This is a genomic window from Methylocystis sp. Sn-Cys (assembly GCF_016745395.1).
Classification (GTDB): Bacteria; Pseudomonadota; Alphaproteobacteria; order Rhizobiales; family Beijerinckiaceae; genus Methylocystis; species Methylocystis iwaonis.
On the sequence record NZ_JAERVJ010000004.1, the window covers coordinates 187,589 to 203,623 of the forward strand.

Genomic DNA, 16,035 nt, shown 5'->3' on the forward strand with positions numbered 1-16,035 from the left:
AAACCCGATGACAGGCGCATGTTGCGCCGCAGCGAAATCAACTTGGCCATAACGTCCGAATTGTGACGCTCGCGTCTTGCCGCATTGCAATCGGCCGCCGTGCGTGGGAGGACGGGCGCCCATGGCGAGTAAGCCCTATCTCGAAAGCGCCGCCATTTTCTTCATCCCCGGGAAGCCGAACCTCCACCATGACCCCAGCCGCCCATGTTTCCGCCGCGATCGAGATTCTCGATGAGCTCGCGCAGCGCCGCCGCCCCGCCGCCGAGGCGTTGAAGGATTGGGGCGCGTCGCACCGCTTCGCCGGCTCGAAGGATCGCGCGGCGATTGCGAGCCTCGTCTTCGACGCGCTCCGCAGAGCCGCCTCCGCCGCCTGGATCATGGGCGCCGAAACGCCCCGCGCGCGCATGCTCGGCGCGATGCGTGAGGCGCGCGGCATGGACGCCGCGGCGATCGCGGCGCTCTGCACGGGCGAACGCCACGCGCCGCCCCCGCTTACCGACGACGAGCGCGCGCGGCTGGAGACGGCGACTCTCGACGGCGCGCCCGACCATGTGCGCGGGGATTACCCCGAATGGCTCGCCGAGCGCTTCGCCGCCGCCTTCGGCGACCGGGCGGCTGAAGAGGGCGCGGCGCTCGCCGCCCGCGCGCCGGTCGACCTGCGCGTCAATATTCTCAAGGGCTCGCGTGAGCAGGCGCTGGCGAAGCTCTCCCATTTGAGTCCGCAGCCCACGCCACTGTCGCCCATCGGCCTGCGCATCGACGCGGGGCAGGGCAGGGGGCCGGCGCTTTCCGCCGAGACCGCTTATGTGAAGGGTTTCGTCGAGCCGCAGGACGAAGCCTCGCAGCTCGCCTCGCTCCTTTGCGCGGCGGCGCCGGGCGAGCAGGTTCTCGACCTTTGCGCCGGCGGCGGCGGCAAGGCGCTGGCGCTCGCCGGGCAGATGCACAACAAGGGGCAGCTCTACGCCTATGACGCAGACGGCCGCCGGCTCATGCCGATCCACGAGCGGCTGGAGCGGGCGGGGGCGCGCAACATCCAGGTGCGCCAGCCGAAGGGGCAGGCCGACGTGCTCGCCGATCTCGAGGGGCGCTGCGACCTCGTGCTGATCGACGCGCCCTGCACGGGGACCGGCACCTGGCGACGCCACCCCGACGCCAAATGGCGCCTCGCCCCCGGCGCGCTGGAGCTGCGGCTGAAGGAGCAGGCGGCGCTGCTGGAGCAGGCCGTGCGTTTTGTGAAGCTCGGGGGGCGGCTCGCTTATGTGACCTGCTCGCTGCTGCGGGACGAGAATGAGGAGCAGGTGGCGGCGTTTTTGGCGGGGCATTCCGAGTTTGCGGCGCTTTCAGGGGCGACTGCGGCTGAAGCGGCAGGGCTGCCAGAGCTTGCCCGCTTTGCTTCGCCTCACGGGGCGGGATTGCGCTTCTCGCCGGCGACGAGCGGGAACGATGGGTTTTATGTCTGTGTGATGCGGCGGGGTTAGCGGTTTACCCCCTCCCCAGCCCTCCCCCGCTTCGCGGGAGAGGGAGCTAGGCTGTCGCTGCTCTAGGATTAGGCTAACGCCCAAGCTGGTCGTGAGCGTCCCCTCTCCCACGGAGCGGGGGAGGGACAGGGAGGGGGCCGTGCGGAAACCGAGAACCCCGAAAATCGCCTTCGCCCGCAAACTCCGCCGCGAGATGACTGACGCCGAACGCAAGCTCTGGCGCGCCTTGCGCGGCCATCGCTTCCAGGGCTTGCACTTCCGCCGCCAAGTCCCTTGCGGCCCCTATATCGCGGACTTCCTCTGTCACGCCGCGAAACTCGTCATAGAGATCGACGGCGCCACCCATTCCACCGACGCCGAGCTTCGCCGCGACAGCCTCCGCGACGTCTGGTTTGCGAATAACGGCTTTTCTGTCTTGCGCGTGACCAATGCGGAGGTTTACGCAGAGTTCGAGGGCGTGCTGGAGACGATCTACCGGCGCGCTGAGGAGAATTTGCCCCCTCCCCAACCCTCCCCCGCTTGCGCGGGAGAGGGAGCAGATACTGGCCTTCATCACGACGGCTGATCGTGAACGTCCCCTCTCCCACGAAGTGGGGGAGGGACAGGGAGGGGGCCTTGGTAAGAGAACCCATGACCACCGCCACCGAGACCTTCCACCACGATATCGCCGACCGCCACGACAAGGTGCTCATTGTCGACTTCGGCTCGCAGGTCACGCAGCTCATTGCGCGGCGCGTGCGCGAGGCGGGGGTCTATTGCGAGATCGCGCCCTTCCAGAACGCCGAGCGCGCCTTCGCCGACATCCGCCCCAAGGCGGTGATCCTCTCCGGCGGCCCCTGCTCGGTGACGGACGACGGCTCGCCACGCGCCCCGCAGGCGATCTTCGACTCGGGCGTTCCCGTGCTCGGCATTTGCTATGGCGAGCAGGCGATGGCCGTGCAGCTCGGCGGCCACGTCGAAGGCGGCCATCATCGCGAATTCGGCCGCGCTGAAATCACCGCTTTGGCGCAGAGCGCGCTTCTCGACGGCGTCTGGGAGAAGGGCGCCTCCGCCACCGTTTGGATGAGCCATGGCGACCGCGTGACCAGGCTGCCCGAGGGCTTCAGCGTCATCGCCGCTTCCGAGAACGCTCCCATGGCGGCGATCGCCAATGAGGCGCGCCGCTATTACGGCCTGCAGTTCCACCCGGAGGTCGTGCATACGCCGGACGGCGCGAAGCTTCTTGCCAATTTCGTGCATAAGGTCGCGGGGCTTCGGTCCGATTGGACCATGGCCGCCTTCCGCGGCGAGGCCATCGCCGCAATCCGCAAGCAGGTCGGCGACGGCCGCGTGCTCTGCGGCCTTTCCGGCGGCGTCGACAGCGCCGTGGCGGCGGTGCTCATTCACGAGGCGATCGGCGACCGGCTCACCTGCGTCTTCGTCGACCACGGCCTTCTGCGGCTCGGCGAGGCGGAGGAGGTCGTCAGCCTCTTCCGCGACCATTACAACATCCCGCTGCACCATGTTGAGGCCGAGGAACTGTTCCTGGGCGCGCTGGAAGGCGTCGACGACCCGGAAGTGAAGCGCAAGACCATCGGCCGGCTGTTCATCGAGACCTTCGAGGCGGAGGCCAAGAAGATCGCGCAGGACGGCCGCGGCGCGCCGCAATTCCTGGCGCAGGGCACGCTCTACCCGGATGTGATCGAGAGCGTCTCCTTCACCGGCGGCCCGTCGGTGACGATCAAATCCCACCACAATGTCGGCGGTCTGCCGGAGCGCATGAATATGGCGCTGGTCGAGCCGCTGCGCGAGCTCTTCAAGGATGAGGTGCGCGCGCTCGGCCGCGAGCTTGGCCTGCCGGAAGCTTTCGTGGGCCGCCACCCCTTCCCCGGTCCGGGCCTCGCGATCCGCTGCCCCGGTCTCATCACGCGCGAGAAGCTCGATATTCTACGCAAGGCCGACGCCGTCTATCTCGACGAAATCCGCAAGGCGGGTTTGTACGATCAGATTTGGCAGGCCTTCGCGGCGCTGCTCCCCGTGCGCAGCGTCGGCGTGATGGGCGACGGCCGCACTTATGACTACGTGCTGGCGCTACGCGCCGTGACGTCGAGCGACGGCATGACGGCGGATTTCTTCCCCTTCGACATGGCGTTTTTGGGCCGCGCCGCGACGCGAATCATCAATGAGGTGAAGGGGGTGAATAGGGTGGTTTACGATGTGACGTCGAAGCCGCCGGGGACGATCGAGTGGGAATAATTTTTGCCCATCCGAGGGTATCCGAAACTACGCCAAAGTGCGACATAACCACCTGAAAAAATAAATAATCATCCCGATACCTTTCGGGAGCTATCGGTGGGCATGGATTGCGTCTGGCGGCCCCGCTGACGGACCTCGCCCCCATTGATCAACCGGAAAATCGAAAGTACCGTCACGGCGAATGCGGCTCGTGACGGTACTTTTTTCTGCATAATATGCTGAAAAGAAAGCATCTTTTACGCCAAGGGCCTGCCAAAACCGCGTGACGGTACTTTTCGCGAGGGCTCAGGATGTTGACGGATGCAGCACTCAAGGCTCTGAAACCTAGAGAGAAAATGTACAAGGTGACGGATCGCGACGGCATGTAGGTGCGCGTCGCGCCGTCGGGTGCCATCTCCTTCAGGCTCGACTACCGGCTGAACGGAAGGCGGGAGACCGTCTATCTCGGCAAGTACGCCCGAGACGGGATCTCGCTCGCCCGGGCTCGCGAACTATGCCTAGACGCGCGCCGGGCGATCGCCGAGGGGCGGTCCCCCGCCATCGAGAAGCAGCGGGAAAAGCGCCGGATCAAGGAAGCCAAGAGCTTCGGCGAGTTCGGCGAGAAGTGGCTGGTCAACGCGCCGATGGCCGACAGCACGCGCGCGATGCGCCGCTCGATCTTCGAGCGTGAGTTGATGCCGGTCTGGCGGAACCGTTTGCTCACCGAGATTACGCCCGATGACCTGCGCGCCCACTGCGCCAAGATCGTGGAACGAGGAGCACCGGCGACGGCGATTCATGTGCGCGATATCCTGAAGCAGATCTACGGCTTCGCCATTCTCCACGGCGAGAAGGTCGCAAACCCGGCCGACGACGTCGGTCCGGCCTCGATCGCCACCTTCACGCCCAAGGACCGCGCGCTCTCGCCGACCGAGATCCGCATCATGCTCAAGCAGCTCGAGCACGTGGCGACGTTGCCAACAATCCGCCTCGGCATAAAGAGCTCTACCTGCTGACCATGGTTCGGAAGAGCGAGCTGCAGGATGCGGTGTGGGACGAGGTGGATTTTGACAACGCCGTCTGGACGATCCCGAAGGAGCGCATGAAGCGATCGAAGCCGCACAACGTCTACCTGTGCCGGCAGACGCTGGACATCATGATCGCGCTCAAGACCTGCGCCGGCAACTCACGGTACCTGCTGCCCTCCCGGTACGATGCGGACGCGCCCATGTCGCGCGCTACCTTTAACCGTGTCACCTACGCTGTCGTCGAACAGGCCAAGAAGGAGGGGCTGCCGCTGGAGCCGTTCACGGTCCACGATTTGCGGCGCACGGGGTCGACGCTACTCAACGAGCTGGGCTTCAACCGCGACTGGATCGAAAAGTGCCTAGCGCACGAGGACGGGCGCTCATCGCGCGGCGTCTACAACAAGGCCGAGTACGAGGTTCAGTGTCGGCACATGATGCAGGAATGGGCTGATATCGTGGATGCCTGGGTGGAGGGCCGGAAACACGTTCCGACGCTCCTGCCTCCCTCTATGCCCCTTGTTGCGCTCGATCCCGCGCTTTGACAGGCCGGGATTTGCGCTTGGAGACGTCGGGATGCTGCGCTCGACGGATCGGAGTTGCGCGCCGCGCCAACAACCAAGCGTGAACCTCGGCGAGATCCCAGACGATACAGCGCGGCGACAGCGCGAAGCGCCGAGGAAACTCTCCTCGCTGCTCCATCTCATAAATCGTACTGTCTGCCAGCGGGACCATCTCACGTAGTTCGCGCCGTCGGATGGTCTTCCTGATCTCCAAAGTCTCGATCCGGCTCATGCTCGATCTCCTTCTTAGCTGCTGCCCGCGATTGAGAACGATAGGAGTCGATGCCGGAAGTCCCTTCGAAATGGCGTGCGGCAATTTCGGGCTCTGGCGTAGAAATCGGCGGGGCGAGATCTGGATCCACCTGTTATCGGCGAGCCTTCTTGAAGGCTCGATCACTCGACATGAATTTCTCCAGCATTGGCGTGATGAGCTTTTCCGGTTCGATCGCTTTACCTGACTCACGCGCGAGGATTTCGGCATAGGCGACCAAATTCCGATGCAGCGCCGCCGACAGCATGACGGTGATCTTGACGGGTTTCTCGTCTTCGACAGCTGAGAGTTTCAACTTGGTCATCGATCGCCTCCCGTCGCGAGGATGTCGCCGGGCGCCTGATAAGGCGCGAGGACGAGATCGCGGGTGACGATCACCCTCACCGGAAACCCTGGCCGAATGGTCAGCGTCGGCTGGATGTTGAGATTGCGCCCGACGATCTGCTGGCCGGTCTGATTGAGGCTTTGCGCGCCGCCGCGGCGCAGCGCCTGGATAAGGGCGTTTTCGGTCCCTGTTGTCCCGAGCTGCGTCCCGACGCCGAGGATCGTCGAGAGCGCGGCGGCGCCGGCGAGGCGGAGCCAATGATAATCGACGCCGTCTTCGAGGCCCGAATAGCCGGCGGCGTCGGCGCCGGGTTGGCGTTCGAGGACGATGGAGCGCCCGTCGGGGTGAATGAGACGGCTCCAGACGAGCAACACGCGGGATTGCCCGAAGGCGATCTGGGAGTCGTAGACGCCGATGAGTTTCGAGCCTTGCGGGATGACGAGAGAGCGCCCGGTGGGGCTGTCATAGACGTTTTCAGTGACTTGCGCCGTGATCTCTCCGGGAAGGTCGGAGCGGATGCCGGTGAGGAGCGCGGCGGGAATGACGGCGCCCGCCTGCAGGACATAGAGCGAAGCGGGCGCGGCGAGGCGATCGGGGCTGACCGTGCGGCGATCGGCAGGCGCGTTGACGAAAGCGAGCTTGCGATCCTGCATGTTCTGGACGTCGCCGGGATCGATCGGCGCGGGCTCGGTTCGCTGCGTCGATGTTTCGACGATCGGACCGCCCGTTATTCTTTGAGCCCCCTCGGCATTGCTCGACGGCCGTTCTCGCACGTTCGTCGTCGCAAAGAGCTTCGCGGTCCGCGCCGCCTCGCGCTCCTGACCGATGCGCTGTTGCTCGGGATCGGCGCCGGTCGGCGGCAATTGCCCTTGGGCGGCGAGGATCGGTCGGCCGAGATCGCCCGGGAGCGGCGGGCCCAGCTTCGGGACGTTCTTCGGGAGGCCCGCATAGTCGCGCGGCAAGGACGCAAGGCCGTCGGGCGTCGTCTTCGCGTCCGTGTTGATGAGCTCCGGCGCAGGGCCGGAGCGCGAGCGTCCCTGCAAGGCCCAGATGGTCATGCCGAGAAGGGCAACGGAAGAGACGCCCGCGAGCGCGATCAAAACGCGGCGCGAAAGGCGGGTCACCGGCGGTCGCTCCGGGTGAAGGCGCAGCTCCTCTGCAAGCTTCTTCTCGTGCTCCGGCGCGCTCATATGGCGGACTTTCCTTCGCTGCGCACGATGCGGACGATCTTCTGGTCGTCGGAGCCGAAGCGCAGTTCGGCGGCGGCGAAGAGGCGATCGACGATCATGTGATTGCCGCGCACCCGGTAATTGACGAGCTGGCTGTCGCCCGAGGCGCCGGTGACGAAGAGCGGGGGCATCTCGCCCTGAGAGACGCCGCGCGGGAATTCGATGTAGACTTTGCGGCCGTCGTCGAAGGCGCGCAGCGGCCGCCAGGGTGCAGCGTCGCCCTCGATCGCGTAGCGGAAATTGAGCCGTGCGAGATCGAGGCCGACGTCGACCGGCGCGGCGGCCTCCGCGGCGGCGTTCTGACGGCGCAGCGCGATGAGTTCGTCCTGCGGATATTGCCATGAAACTGAGGCCATATAGGTCTTCTCGGTCGAGCGCAGCTCCAGATGATAGGTGCGCCTGTCGGTGTTGATGACGAGATTGGTCATCAGGTCGGCGCGCGTCGGCTTCACCATGATGTGGGTCTTGCGGGCGGCGCCCGCGCCGCTCTCCGCGTCACCGATGATCCAGCGCACCGTGTCGCCGGCGGCGACGGGGCCGGAGCCGACGAGCTGCTCGCCGTCCTGCAAAGCGATGTCGGTGATCTCACCGGGGGCGGCGTAGACCTGATAGAGCGCGCCCTCGGTGAAGGGATAGATCTGGACGGCGTGATATAGCCGGCGCGGCGCGGCTCCACGCGCGCGGCGGCGTTGGCCTGTTCGATCCGCGCTTTCGGGTCGATCGGCTCGGGTCGCTCGCCCTTGCCCCGCGGGAGGGATTTGAGCTGTCCGGGGAGGGGCAGAACTTTCGGGACTTCGACGATCTTCACCGGGCCGGGCGGATCGCTCTGCAAGTTCGCCGGAATCGGCAGATCGTCATAGGCGATCTCCGGCGGCTTGAAGCTCGAACAGGCAGCAAGCAGAGACCACGAGAGAAGCAAGCTCGTGAAAGCCAGAAGCGGCAATTGAGTCATTGGCCAAGCTCCTTCGACCAATTGATGGCGTGAATGAAAAGGCCGAGCGGGTTCTTGCGCAGGTGCTCGGTCGGGCTTTCAGCCCGCCGGGAATGACAAGCCCCCATGCGAGCGGTCAAACGGCAATAATATTACTTGATGATCAGACGCCCATCCACCACAGGCGCAATCGTCCCCGCCTTCTCGATCGCCTCCATCACCACCGTCGACAGCAGCGGCGCCTCGTCTTCGGTGACGAGCGGCTTGCCGCGCGTAAAGGCCTCATAGCCGTCCTTGCCGGCGGCGAGATAGTTGTTGGTCGCGACCTTATAGAGGCGCGCGTCGTCGAGCGGCGCGCCGCCGATGTCGACCGTGGCAATGCGCGATCCGGGGACAGCGTCGCGCCGCGCGACGATGCGGGCGCCCGACAGTTGCGGGAAGCGGCCCGCGTCCTTGCCGAGCTTCCAGAGGCCGCTTTCGAGCGCCGCGCGCAGATCGGCGCCGCGCAGTTCCAGCGTGATGAGCTTATTGTTGAAGGGAAGCGCCGCCACGACCATTTTGCGCGCGAGCTTCGTTCCGGGCGAAACGACCGTATCGCTGCGAATGCCGCCGCCATTGATCAGCGCGACGTCCGCGCCGGTCCTGGCGCGCATGGCGTCGGCGATGAAGTCGCCGATCGCCGTCTCCTGGCTGCGCACGGACGATTTCCGCGCATCGAGCTCGGTCTGCGTGGCGCCGATGATCTGATCGAGATCTTTGTCCATGCTCGCGCGATATTCGGCGACGCGGGCGGCGACGGCCGGGTCCGGCGTGGCGTCGGCGGTGTCGATGATGCGGAACTTCGGCGTCCAGCGCACCTTGCGAGCGCCGGCGTCGGACGCCGAGATCGTCAGATCGACCGCGACGATTTGCGCGCCATCCGCCTGCGTTTCGGCAATCGCCGCGCGGCCGTCATAAGCGACAAAGAGATTATGGTCGTGGCCGGAGAGCACAATGTCGATCGCGCCCGTCTTGGCGAGGCGCAAATCGTCCCGCCACTCAGAATGAGTGACGGCGACGACAAGATCGGCGCCTTGATCGCGCAGCCGCTGCGCCTGTTGCTGCGCGGCGTCTATGGCCGGCGAGATTTGCAGCGACCCGGTGTTGGAGCGCTTGGCGGATTCATCCTCGGTCAGGCCGAAGACGCCGATTTTCATGCCGTCGATGTCGAAGATTCTGCTATCCGCAAAGCCGGGCAGGGGCTTGCCGGCGGCGTCGCGCAGATTGGCGGCGAGGCGCACGGCCTGCAATTCCGACATGCGCTTGCGAAACACGTCCTCGCCGAAATCGAACTCGTGATTGCCCGGCGTGAAGACGTCGATCTTCGTGCGATTGATGAGGTCGATGATATGCGCGCCCTTGTCGAGGCTCGACATCAGCGAGGGCGAGATGGTGTCGCCCGCAAGCGCGACGAGGACGTTCTTGGTCTTCGCGCGCTCGGCGCTAACAACGCCGGCGACGCGCGCAAAGCCGCCGCGCCCGTTCGTCTCCGCCATTTCGTAAATGTCGCTGAAAACGAGGAGCGTGGCGTTGATCGTGCGTTCGGCGGCTTGCGCCGGACAGGCGGCGAGGAAAAGGGCAAAGGGGAGAGCGTGACGAATCTTCATGCCCCGCATGTTTGCGCGCTTCCAATGACACGGGCAATACGCGCCTGATACCATTTCCGTTTGATAGCTCGCGGAAGGCTCGATCGGGAATCCAGCGCCGCTAGAGCGCTGGTTTTGCTCAGAGCCGTCATTGCGAGCGAAGCGAAGCAATCCAGGGCAGCGATGCGACGCTGGATTGCTGCGTCGGCTCCGCCTCCTCGCAATGACGGCGTTAAATCCGATCGCACGATCGTCGGGATCAACACCGAACCAATCAAGCGGAACCCGTGTGAGAGCGATAAAAAGAAACGGCGCCCGTGGGCGCCGCTCCAACTTTTGCTTGGGGACAGATCAGCAATCGTCAGTAATTGTAAGCGCGTTCGCCGTGATCCGTGATGTCCAGGCCCTCGCGCTCCTGATCGGGCGCCGGACGCAGTCCGACCACGAGGTCGACGACCTTGTAGAGGATCGCGGAGCCGATGCCCGAGAAGAGCAGCGTCGCGACGACCGCCGTGCCCTGCGCCTTCATCTGGGCCACCATGTCATACGTGCCGGCGTAGCTCTCGAGATTGGTGTAGTCGGTGATGCCGACGCCGCCGAAGTCGGGGTTGACCAGCAGGCCAGTCGCCAGAGCGCCGGTGATGCCGCCGATGCAGTGGACGCCGAAGACGTCGAGCGCGTCGTCATAGCCGACCTTCTTCTTGATTACATCGACGAAGAAGAGGCAGATCGGGGAGACGGCGAGGCCGAGGACGATCGAGCCCATCGGGCCGGCGAAGCCGGAGGCCGGCGTCACCGCGACGAGGCCGGCGACCGCGCCGGTGATGAGGCCGAGCAGCGAGGGCTTGCCCTTGATCAGCCACTCCACGATCATCCACGACAGCGCCGCGGCGGCGGTCGCAACCATGGTGTTGACGAAGGCGAGAGCCGTCGTGCCATTGGCTTCGAGGTTGGAGCCGGCGTTGAAGCCGAACCAACCGACCCACAGCAGCGAGGCGCCGACCATCGACAGCGTCAGCGAATGCGGCGCGAGCGCCTCCTTGCCATAGCCGATGCGCTTGCCCACGATGATGGCGCCGACAAGGCCCGCGATGCCCGCGTTGATGTGGACGACCGTGCCGCCCGCAAAGTCCAGCGCGCCCTTGCCGGCGAGCCAGCCCACATTGCCGGCGATCTCGTCGATCTTCGCCTGAGCGGCCGCCTTGGCGGCTTCGTCGGGCGCGGCGGCGAGCTGCGTCGCGGCGTCGACCAGAGCGTTCGGATCGGCGACGCCCCACACCCAATGCGCGACCGGGAAGTAGATGAAGGTGACCCACAGCGCCGTGAAGAGCAGCACCGCCGAGAACTTCATGCGCTCGGCGAAGGCGCCGATGATGAGGGCCGGGGTGATCATGGCGAAGGTCATCTGGAAGACGAAGAAGGCGAATTCCGGAATGACATGGCCGGGGGTGAAGGTCGGCGCATTGGCGGCGCCGGTCACGCCCTTCAGGAAGAGCTTGTTGAAGCCGCCGACATAATGGTTGAGCGAGCCGCCGTCGCCGAAGGCGAAGGAATAGCCATAGACCGCCCAGATCACGCCGACGAGCGACACGATCGCGAAGGTCTGCGAGAGCACGGCCGCCATGTTCTTCGTGCGCACGAGGCCGCCGTAGAACAAAGCGAGGCCCGGGATCGACATCATCAGCACGAGCAGCGAGGAGGTCAGCATCCAGGCGGTGTCGCCGGGGTTGGGCGTGGGATCATTGCCAGCGAAGGCCGATCCCGCCGTCGCAACGAGCGCCGCTCCCGCGAGGGTCGAAGCCGCGAACGCGCTCCGAGACGAAGGAAGTTTCATGTAGAAAAGCTCCTGGTTTTCGGGAGGATGGCGATCAGAGCGCGTCGGCGTCGGACTCGCCGGTGCGGATGCGGATGGCGCGTTCGAGCGGGCTGACGAAGATTTTGCCGTCGCCGATCTGGCCGGTGCGCGCCGTGGAGGTGATCGCGTCGACGACCTTTTCGACGAGGTTTGCGGGGACGGCGACCTCGACCTTGAGCTTCGGCAAGAAACTGATGGCGTATTCGGCCCCGCGATAGATTTCCGTGTGCCCCTTCTGCCGTCCATAGCCCTTGACTTCCGTCACGGTGAGGCCGTGCACGCCGATATTCGTCAGCGCGTCCCGGACCTCATCGAGCTTGAACGGCTTGATGATCGCTGTCACGATTTTCATCTGCCAATCCTGTTTGTTATCGACCCCTTGGACGGGCGCCGCTCACTCTAAGCGGAACGCCGCAGCGGCGCGGTCGTTTGGAGAGAGCGCTGGCGCGCCCGCCGCCATTGCTATCAAAAGCCGTGCCAGCGAGCGCTATCCTTGAAATCACGGGGTTTTGTATGAAATAGGCGCGACTCTCGCCTGGGCCGCGACGCCGGCCTCGATCGCTTGCGCCAACGGAAAAGCTTGGAGTTTGCGGGAACTGCGGGCGAAGAGCCGGATAGAAGGGCAAATGCGACAGGCGCCTGAGAAATAAGCAGGCGCCTAAATATTGGTGCGCAGGCGGATGAGGCCTTCCTGTGCCGCGGATGCGAGCAGCCGGCCGTCGCGCGCATAAATGCGGCCGAAGGTCAGGCCGCGCGCATGCGAGGCCGCAGGGCTCTCCTGGACATAGAGCAGCCAGTCGTCGACGCGCGGCGGCTCGTGAAACCACAGCGCATGATCGAGGCTCGCGACCTGGATCTTCGGATCGAAAATATTGCGGCCATGCACGACGAGCGCCGTGTTGAGCAGCGTCATATCGGAGAGATAGGCGAGGACCGCCGTGTGGATCGCCTCGTCGTCGGGAAGCGGGCTTTGCACCCGGAACCAGATCTTTTGGCCGGCGGCGTTGGGCGCAACGAGCGTTTCCGGAGCGACGATGCGCATGTCGAGCGCACAGGCGCGCGCCATCCAATTCGCCGCCGGTTGCGGCAGAAAGGCGCGGAATCGGTCGACGAGATCGTGAATGGGCTCCAGGCTCTCGGGGGCCGGCGTCTGCGGCATGGCGAGCGCGTGCGAAAACCCTTCCTCGCGGCGCTGATAGGAGGCGGCGAGCGAAAAAATCGGCCGCCCGCGCTGCGTCGCGACGCAGCGGCGCGTGGCGAAGCTCTTGCCGTCGCGGATGCGGTCGACGGCAAAGTCGATGGGAATCTGCGGATCGCCCGCCAGGATGAAATAGGCGTGCAGCGAATGCACCGGGCGGTCAGGCTCGACGGTTCGCGTCGCGGCGACGAGCGACTGCGCCACGACCTGTCCGCCATAGAGGTGTCTGCCCGCGGAGGCCGGACTATGCCCCCGAAAGCGGTCTTCTCCCAGCGTCTCCAGATCGAGGAGCGTGACGATTTCGCGGGCGGGCGCGTCATCCATCGCGGATGCGCCGCCTCAGTCGATCGGCCGCGCCTCCTCAGGGAGCATGATCGGTATGCCGTCGCGGATCGGATAGGCGAGTCGCGCCGAGCGGGAAATCAGCTCCTGGCGCGTGCGGTCATATTCGAGCGTCGTCTTCGTCAGCGGGCAGACGAGAATCTCCAAAAGGCGCGGATCGACTTTCGTCGCCTCGGGCGCGCTGGTTTCCTGGCTCTCGGCGCCGGCCTCGATGTTCTCGCTCATCTCGCGTTTTCCCGTGTTCGAGCGACTGCGCTCAGTGCCATTGTTGTCCTTCGCCGTCGCCAAGCGCCATGTCGAGCTTCGCGAGGGTGACGAGCGTTTCCGCCCGGGTCTTGAGGTCGATGGCCTCGATGAGCGCCTGTTTCTCATTGGCGCCGAACGGGGACATCATCGCCAGCGCGTTGACCAGCGTTTCGGTGGGCGCGGCGTCTATGCTCGCCCAGTCGATCTCGAGTTTCGAATAATCGGCGAAATTACGCAACATCCCCACCATGGCCTCGCGATCCACGGCGCTTTCGCCGGCCCCGGGCAGAAGATCGGCCTCGAAGCCGTCATAGCTCACGTGGAATTGGCGGTAGGGGGTCGTGGACGGCAGCTCGTCGCCGAGACGAAAGCGCGAGATGCCGGAGAGGGTGACGAGATAGCGCCCATCCCCCGTCTCGGAGAAACGGGTCAGACGTCCGGCGCAGCCAACCTGGAAAAGGCGCGGCGTCACGGTGGCGCCGTCGCCTCCCGGGAGAGGCTGGATCATGCCGATCAGACGATTGCTCGCGATCGCCGCGTCCACCATGGCCACATAACGCGGCTCGAAAATATTGAGCGGCAGCTCTCCACGCGGCAGCAACACAGCGCCCGTCAACGGAAAAACAGGAAGGCTTCCCGGTAGTTGGGCGATGTCCGAATAGGGGCTGTTGATGCTCATGGCGGATGCGCGGCGGATTTGGGTTACCGCCTCTCCTATTTAAGAATAAAGCAGGGTCGAGAGTCGGCGGCGCGCGGCGACGGCCGCTTTGTCCATCGGTCCCCAGGCTTCGAAGAACTGGACGAGCTGCTTCCTGGCCCCATCGTCGTTCCAACTACGGTCGCGCCGGATGATTTCAAGAAGCGCATTGGCCGCTTCTTCACGCCGGTCTTTGGCGTTGAGCGCGAGAGCGAGGTCGAAATAGGCCTGAAGATCGTTGGGATCGAAGTTGATGCGGCTCTTGAGGTCGTCAGTCTCGCCCAGATCCTGCGCGGCGATCGCGTTTTCGATCGCGGCGGCGGCGGCGGCGACGTCCGAATCCTTGCGGGCGGATTCCGGCAAACGCTCCAGCACCGCGCGCGCCTCGTCCAACTGCCCGGCCGCAACATAAAGCCGCGATAGCAAAGCGAAGGCCTTCGGATTGACAGGCTCCTGGCTGGTGAGCTCGGAGAGCAGCGCGTGGGCCGAGGCGACGTCGCCCGCCTCGATCAGCTCCTGAACGGCTTCCATCGCGTCCGCCGCGTCCTCGATCGGCCCGACCAGCCGCTCGAGGAACCCCTTGATCTGGCTTTCAGGCAGGGCGCCGGCGAAGCCGTCCACCGGGCGACCGCGCTGGAAGGCGACGACGGCGGGGATCGACTTGATGCCGAGCTGATCGGCGATTTCGGGTTCGGCGTCGATGTTCATTTTGACGAGCTGGACCTTGCCGCCCGTCGCGGCGACGAGCCGCTCGAGGACGGGCGCGAGCTGCTTGCAAGGGCCGCACCAGGGCGCCCAAAAGTCCACGAGAACGACCTTGCGCAAGGAAGCTTCGAGGACGTCCATGCGAAAACGCGCTACCGTCGTCTCGATCGGCCCCGTCGCTTCCGCCGCCTTGTTTGCGAACTCCACCATGCGCCGCTCCCCTCTCGCTCTTCTTATTCCGCCTGTCTGACGAAGGTCAGATAGACCGGACGGCGTCCCGCCGCCATCGCTTTCGCCTCATATTTGGTTTGCGTCCAGCCCTCCCAAGGCGCCCGCCAATCCTGCGCCGTTTCCGCCTGCCAGCGGAAAGCGTCGCAGACGCGCAGACGCGCCAGCGTCCAGGCCGCGTAATCGTCGATGTCGGTCGCAAAGCGCAGCTCGGCCCCCGGTTGCATGACGCGGGCCAGCCGGGCGAGATTCTCGGGCGAGACGAAGCGGCGCTTGCGATGGCGGCGTTTCGGCCAGGGGTCGGGATAGAAGAGATAGACGCGGGAAAGGCTCGCGTCGGGCAACCGGTCGAGCACCTCGGCGGCGTCGCCCCGATAGAGGCGGACATTGGTCAAGCCGCGCGCCTCTATGCCGGCGAGCAGCTTCGCCATGCCGTTGATGAAAGGCTCGCAGCCGAAGAAATCCACCTCGGGTTCGCGCGCGGCGGCCTCGATGAGATGCTCGCCGCCGCCGAAGCCGATTTCGAGCCGGGTGTCGCGGCCGGGCCGCAGGGGGAGGGCGGCGGAGAGGTCGAGCGCGAGCTTTGGCAGGAGATCAGCGATGAGCTCCGATTGATGCTGGCGCAGGGCCTTGCCCTTGGAGCGGCCGTAGAGGCGACGGTGTGGCGGGTGCTCGTTCATGGCGCCGAGATAGCCGCGACAGGCGCGGAAGGGAAGAGCCCGGAAGAAGGCGCGAGAGCTGGGGACGCTAGGATCTATCGAAAAAAAGCGGCGGAGCCGCGTCTATTTTGCGAACTTCATCGCGGCGAAAAGGAACCCTGCGAGCGCGATCTGCGTGACGATGAGCCATCTGACGATGTCGACCTTGAGATCGGCGATCGCTTCTTTGAGATCGCTTTTTGTCACGAGCTGAGAAGCGTCTATCTCGCGTAACGCTTCGACCACGCCTGTGGCTTGCTCCTCGGTGAAGCCGCGTTTTCGCAAAAGCTGTGCGACAGCCAGAGTGTCGATCGTGAAAGCGCTCATAGACAAAGAATAGGTCCAAGGTTCAAAGCAAGCAATTCTTCTCCGATGGAGAAAGGGCCTCTCGCCGATGCGAAAGGC

General features: G+C 65.2%; 15 protein-coding genes and 2 pseudogenes. 4 read left to right on the plus strand and 13 right to left on the minus strand.

Annotated elements, in window-relative coordinates; translation table 11 throughout:
* Window positions 1-188 precede the first annotated feature (188 nt).
* From JJT62_RS10280 to JJT62_RS10295, 4 genes and pseudogenes are all read left to right on the plus strand, one after another.
* Window positions 189-1,478: an RsmB/NOP family class I SAM-dependent RNA methyltransferase gene (locus JJT62_RS10280; protein ID WP_202072664.1), complete on the plus strand. Its 1,290-nt coding sequence runs from the start codon at window positions 189-191 to the stop codon at window positions 1,476-1,478.
* 139 nt (window positions 1,479-1,617) lie between these two features.
* Complete coding sequence (locus JJT62_RS10285) at window positions 1,618-2,043, plus strand: endonuclease domain-containing protein (RefSeq protein WP_202072665.1); 426 nt, start codon at window positions 1,618-1,620, stop codon at window positions 2,041-2,043.
* A gap of 65 nt (window positions 2,044-2,108) precedes the next feature.
* Window positions 2,109-3,713, plus strand: a complete 1,605-nt coding sequence (gene guaA, locus JJT62_RS10290; protein WP_202072666.1) for a glutamine-hydrolyzing GMP synthase — start codon at window positions 2,109-2,111, stop codon at window positions 3,711-3,713.
* Window positions 3,714-4,003: 290 nt separating this feature from the next.
* A pseudogene (locus JJT62_RS10295) lies at window positions 4,004-5,262 on the plus strand (tyrosine-type recombinase/integrase).
* Here JJT62_RS10295 and JJT62_RS10300 read toward each other — a convergent pair.
* From JJT62_RS10300 to JJT62_RS10365, 13 genes and pseudogenes are all read right to left on the minus strand, one after another.
* Window positions 5,228-5,512: an AlpA family transcriptional regulator gene (locus JJT62_RS10300; RefSeq protein WP_202072667.1), complete on the minus strand. Its 285-nt coding sequence runs from the start codon at window positions 5,510-5,512 to the stop codon at window positions 5,228-5,230. The pseudogene JJT62_RS10295 and the gene JJT62_RS10300 sit on opposite strands and share 35 nt — an antisense overlap.
* A gap of 133 nt (window positions 5,513-5,645) precedes the next feature.
* Complete coding sequence (locus JJT62_RS10305) at window positions 5,646-5,855, minus strand: DUF2274 domain-containing protein (RefSeq protein WP_202072668.1); 210 nt, start codon at window positions 5,853-5,855, stop codon at window positions 5,646-5,648.
* Window positions 5,852-7,066 carry a TrbI/VirB10 family protein gene (locus JJT62_RS10310; protein WP_202072669.1) on the minus strand — a complete coding sequence of 405 codons (1,215 nt, stop codon included), beginning with the start codon at window positions 7,064-7,066 and terminating at the stop codon, window positions 5,852-5,854. The genes JJT62_RS10305 and JJT62_RS10310 overlap by 4 nt, the downstream gene beginning before the upstream one ends.
* Window positions 7,063-8,057, minus strand: a pseudogene (gene trbG / locus JJT62_RS10315) (P-type conjugative transfer protein TrbG). The gene JJT62_RS10310 and the pseudogene trbG overlap by 4 nt, the downstream one beginning before the upstream one ends.
* Window positions 8,058-8,188: 131 nt before the next feature.
* Window positions 8,189-9,682, minus strand: a complete 1,494-nt coding sequence (locus JJT62_RS10325; protein WP_246744819.1) for a bifunctional UDP-sugar hydrolase/5'-nucleotidase — start codon at window positions 9,680-9,682, stop codon at window positions 8,189-8,191.
* A 340-nt stretch (window positions 9,683-10,022) separates the two neighbouring features.
* Complete coding sequence (locus JJT62_RS10330; RefSeq protein ID WP_202072671.1) at window positions 10,023-11,495, minus strand: ammonium transporter; 1,473 nt, start codon at window positions 11,493-11,495, stop codon at window positions 10,023-10,025.
* Between the two features lie 34 nt (window positions 11,496-11,529).
* Complete coding sequence (locus JJT62_RS10335; RefSeq protein ID WP_202072672.1) at window positions 11,530-11,868, minus strand: P-II family nitrogen regulator; 339 nt, start codon at window positions 11,866-11,868, stop codon at window positions 11,530-11,532.
* Window positions 11,869-12,174: 306 nt separating this feature from the next.
* The gene (locus tag JJT62_RS10340; RefSeq protein WP_202072673.1) at window positions 12,175-13,038 is read right to left on the minus strand and encodes an acyl-CoA thioesterase II; all 864 of its coding nucleotides are present in this window, start codon (window positions 13,036-13,038) and stop codon (window positions 12,175-12,177) included.
* Between the two features lie 15 nt (window positions 13,039-13,053).
* Window positions 13,054-13,281: a Trm112 family protein gene (locus tag JJT62_RS10345; protein WP_202072674.1), complete on the minus strand. Its 228-nt coding sequence runs from the start codon at window positions 13,279-13,281 to the stop codon at window positions 13,054-13,056.
* 31 nt (window positions 13,282-13,312) lie between these two features.
* Window positions 13,313-13,981, minus strand: coding sequence for an LON peptidase substrate-binding domain-containing protein (locus JJT62_RS10350; protein ID WP_202072675.1), 669 nt, complete (start codon window positions 13,979-13,981; stop codon window positions 13,313-13,315).
* A 39-nt stretch (window positions 13,982-14,020) separates the two neighbouring features.
* Complete coding sequence (gene trxA / locus JJT62_RS10355) at window positions 14,021-14,914, minus strand: thioredoxin (protein ID WP_202072676.1); 894 nt, start codon at window positions 14,912-14,914, stop codon at window positions 14,021-14,023.
* A gap of 23 nt (window positions 14,915-14,937) precedes the next feature.
* The gene (trmB, locus tag JJT62_RS10360; RefSeq protein ID WP_202072677.1) at window positions 14,938-15,612 is read right to left on the minus strand and encodes a tRNA (guanosine(46)-N7)-methyltransferase TrmB; all 675 of its coding nucleotides are present in this window, start codon (window positions 15,610-15,612) and stop codon (window positions 14,938-14,940) included.
* Between the two features lie 102 nt (window positions 15,613-15,714).
* The gene (locus tag JJT62_RS10365; protein WP_202072844.1) at window positions 15,715-15,957 is read right to left on the minus strand and encodes a hypothetical protein; all 243 of its coding nucleotides are present in this window, start codon (window positions 15,955-15,957) and stop codon (window positions 15,715-15,717) included.
* Window positions 15,958-16,035: the final 78 nt, after the last annotated feature.